Consider the following 4,300-nt stretch of genomic DNA (forward strand, 5'->3'; position numbering starts at 1 on the left):
ACGCACCATACCGAGAAGCACCAGTCTCGGTCTCAAATGTCTTAGCAACCTTGCCGAAATCGCCTTCTTCAAGCTTGTTGCGCAACTGTGCAGTCTGGTTTTCCTGCGTGCGCGAGACACCATACGTACCCTTAAACGGCAGGTAAATCTTGCCATTAGCCTTCGACGGCACAACTACCGTCTCAGCGATATGCGAGCCCTCACCGTGCTCCTTCTGGTACTCGGTGATGATACGTTCCTGGTTGGCACGCTCCTGTTCAACGGTGTAGCCAGGGTTCGCTTCCTTCCACGCATCCAACTCACGCGCAACCTCATCATTGAGGTAGGAAGCAATAATCTCTACACCACCGGCTGCACGGTCGCCCTGACCAGGCTGGTACTTGTAGTACCCCGGCAAAGAACCGGCATCTTCACCGTTTTCCCACCACACCTGCGACTGGTTCGGCACAGCAGCGCTCTTGATCGAGCCATAGTTGCCATAGTCCGGGAACTGACCATCAACCGTCGGCTTACCGGTCTCACCGTCTAGCGCGCGGGTCCACTCGGACTCAGGCTTTGCCAACCAACCGACATGGTTCGGCTTCTCCTCCAGCACGAAACGCCCGTTAGTGATACGCGAACCAGAAGGACCAGCCGTGAAGTTCCACGACTCCTGAGTGCGGTAAGTACGCGTGGTGTAGCGGCCAGACTCCATGTCACCAGCCATGACCACCGAGTACTTCTCTGGGTCGGGGTTTTCACCCCACACGCGGACCCTGAAGTTGGAAGCGCCAGCCAGGTGGAAGGCCGGGGCACCAACCTTATCCGTCACCCCACGCCTCAAATCAAAGGAAAAGCGACCCTCGGAGTCCGTGGTGGTGTAAAACGTCGGGGACACTTCACCCTTGCCCGTCACGTACTGCAGGTAAATGACGTTGCCCTTGAGTGGCTCGTTATTCGAGCTCAAATCGTCCGCACGCCCATCCTTATTGATGTACGCGTAGCCGTGGTAGCCGCCAAAATCGCGCCAGCCACCCTTGGTGTAGATGGCGTTCGGCACCATCTTGTTCTTGCCCTGCGTATCAGCAGCAGCTTCAGCACCCGCAACTGCAGCAGGAGCCTCCTGCGCAAACGCAACAGGCTGCGCTAGCGGCGCAACCAATGCAAATGACAACGCAGCCGCAGCAAGCGACGTGCCACGACGTGCTTTATAGGAGCTTCGCACAATAATTCCTTTCATCCGTTATTTCAGAACATGCCACCGCCGCGTGCTTCACCGTTTTCCCGGTGTAGGCACAGGCGCTACATGATTTACAGTTATCCGACAATAACAATGAAAGGTCTGTGCATCCAGTGGAACTTTTACATCTAGCCCATTTATGGACACCTGGACATTACAGCAGGTTGAAAACTTAGAGCTTCATGAGCTGCGAACTGTTTACCATTTGCCCAGGAGGGGGTGCCAATACGTTTGGAATAGATCACTTCGGTGCATCTGTACGCTACCTGGCAAGACACAGGCTTTTGGACGACCGCTCCGCCAATATTGTCCAAACATGCAAGAAGCTGTCATTCGTCTCAATGACGAATGACAGCTTCTTACTTCTTAGCAGACGCTTAGTAAGCGTTTACCCCCTTCGCCTCCCCCGCAAAGGGGGGGAGGCTGTGAAAAGCGCTATCGCATTACTTCTTCGGGGTAACGGACGGCTTAGCATCATCCTTCTTCGAGGAAAGCTTCGTCGTCTTACCAGACGAACCCTTCAGCTCGAGGTCCTTGACCGAAGACTTCGGACCATTCGGATTGCAGTTGTCGTAGATGACCGTGCCAGCCAGAATGCCAGCAGCAATCAACACGATACCCGCAGCGACCATGCCCAGATCCGCACCAACGGTGCGCAGCTGTGCGTTGATCTGCTCAACCTGACGTGCCATCTCCGGATTGAAGATGCCAGCCTGCTGCTGGATACGAGTGTTCACATCCTGCAGCTGAGCGTTCACCTGTGCAGCCACATCGCTGAGCACCGGAATCTGAATCTGGGAAGCCAGACCCAACGGCAGCAGCGCGATCAGTGGGAGACCGAAGCCCACAGCGGATGCAACACACTTGCCGGTATCAATACCGACCTGTGCGGTTGTCTTGTTACCCGCCTCATCGGTCACCGTGATCTTGTCACCCGGCTTCAACTCAACACCAGACGGAACATCAACCTTCCAGTTGCCGTCCTTATCAGTCGTTGTCTCGATGACCTTACCGTTCGGCAGCGTGACCTTAATCGTCGAGTTCGGACGATCATCCTTACCGGAGATCGTCTTATCACCCGGCTTGATCGGGTTCACAGTCGGCGCAGTGGTGTCCTTGTTCGAATCACCCTCCCGTGGGCCCTGGACCGTCTTTTCAGCAGTCTTCTTACCTGCATCTTGGCTAACCTTCACGATCTTACCCTGCGTCAGAGGAGCGTCACCTGGAACCTCCACGGTCCACTTGCCGTCATTACCGACGACACCGACACCAATCTCCTTGCCATCGTGGGTCACCGTCACCTTGGAGCCAGGCTCGCCGGTACCGGTGATGGCCTTGTCGCCCTCGTGAACGTCATCGATGGCAGGTGTTGCGACCGAAGCGTCCTCACCAGGCGTCGGCTTCGAGTTCTCATCGGCAGGGTTAAAGCCCTTCTCGATCTCCTCACGGTTCGAGGTGCCGTCACCATCAAAGTCACCATCCGGATCCAGCAAGGACTTACCATCCTTACCAACCAGCTCGAAACCAGCAGTTGCGTGGTTCTTCGACTCATCGTTATAGGTGAAATCAACCGTTACAGACGGACGAACGTACGGAGTAAAGATCTCCTTGAAGTTATTCCAGCTGCTATCAATCTGCGGCAACTCAGAGGCGATCTTGTCAGCAACCTTCTTGTAATCAGGAGCCGTTGCCTTGACGACACCAGAAGACTTCTCGGTGTTGAACGTCCAATCCTCGGAACCAGCAGAAGGCTGACCCGTTGCATCCTTCACAGGAACATCAGTCTTACCCTCAAACGGATTCTTCGACTGCTCCGTCTTACCAGCCTCAACGTTCTTACGATCACCGTAATTCGGCACGAACTTCGCAGCATCAGACCTCGGGTCAACGATCTTCACATCGATCTCACCAACAGTCTTGCCACCCTTATCAGTGACAACAACCTTGGCATCCTGCGGATCAGTACCCTCCGGCACCGTCACCTTGACGTTACCGTCCTCGTCGATCTCGACCTTCGAACCCGGAATCTCGTTGCCGTCCTTGTCAACAAGCTTGCCGGACTCATCACCCTTCGGGTTCTCAACCTTGCCAACCTCATGCGGCGTGTTATCAGCCGGAACCGTCGTGTTGTCACCAGGGATGACCGAAGGATCCTTCGGCTGAACCTCAACCGTGACATCAACGTTGTCCTTGGAACCATCCGGGTAGGTCACCTCAACCGGAACAGTGATCTTGTCACCCGGCTTTGCATCCTCCGGAACAGGAACGGTCACAGAACCGTCTTCCTTGACAGTCGCGTTCTCCGGAGCACCCTCGCCCTTGTCGAACTTCGTGTCTGCCGGCGGAGTCGCCTCCTTGCCGTCCTTGTCCTTAAAGACCGGCTTGTCAACTGTGGCGTCCTCACCCGGCTTACCAGAACCTGGCTTGTACTCAGGCTCGTAGGACTCATTGTCCTTCGAACCCGGAACCGGCGGCACATCCTTCTCCGTCACCGTGACGGTCACATTAACGTTGTCCTTGGAACCATCCGGGTAGGTCACAACAACCGGAACAGTGATCGTGTCGCCAGGCTTCGCATCCTCAGGAACCGGAACAGTGATCTCACCAGTGGTCTCATCAACCTTCACACCATCAGGCGCATTGTCACCAGGAGTGAACTTCGCACCCTCAGGAGCCTTGGTGTCCTTACCGTCCTTGTCAGTGAACTTCGGAGCAGGAACCGTAGCATCCTCGCCCGGCTTACCCTTACCGTCCTCATACTTCGGCTCAACCTGATCAGCAGTCTTAGCACCAGGCTCTTCAACCGTGACGGTCACATTAACGTTGTCCTTGGAACCATCCGGGTAGGTCACAACAACCGGAACAGTGATCGTGTCGCCAGGCTTCGCATCCTCAGGAACCGGAACAGTGATCTCACCAGTGGTCTCATCAACCTTCACACCATCAGGCGCATTGTCACCAGGAGTGAACTTCGCACCCTCAGGAGCCTTGGTGTCCTTACCGTCCTTGTCAGTGAACTTCGGAGCAGGAACCGTAGCATCCTCGCCCGGCTTACCCTTACCGTCCTCATACTTCGGCTCA

2 protein-coding genes are annotated in these 4,300 nt (G+C 55.5%); both read right to left on the bottom strand.

Annotation, left to right across the window (positions count from 1 at the left end):
- A partial coding sequence (locus tag JMN37_RS11170) for a transthyretin-like family protein (protein ID WP_252932190.1) occupies positions 1–1,204 on the bottom strand: 1,204 nt, incomplete at its 3' end.
- Between the two features lie 458 nt (positions 1,205–1,662).
- Positions 1,663–4,300: YPDG domain-containing protein (locus tag JMN37_RS11175; protein WP_252932191.1), on the bottom strand; the 2,638-nt coding region annotated here is incomplete at its 5' end.

Source organism: Corynebacterium lipophilum (assembly GCF_024102595.1).
Lineage (GTDB): Bacteria > Actinomycetota > Actinomycetes > Mycobacteriales > Mycobacteriaceae > Corynebacterium > Corynebacterium pseudogenitalium.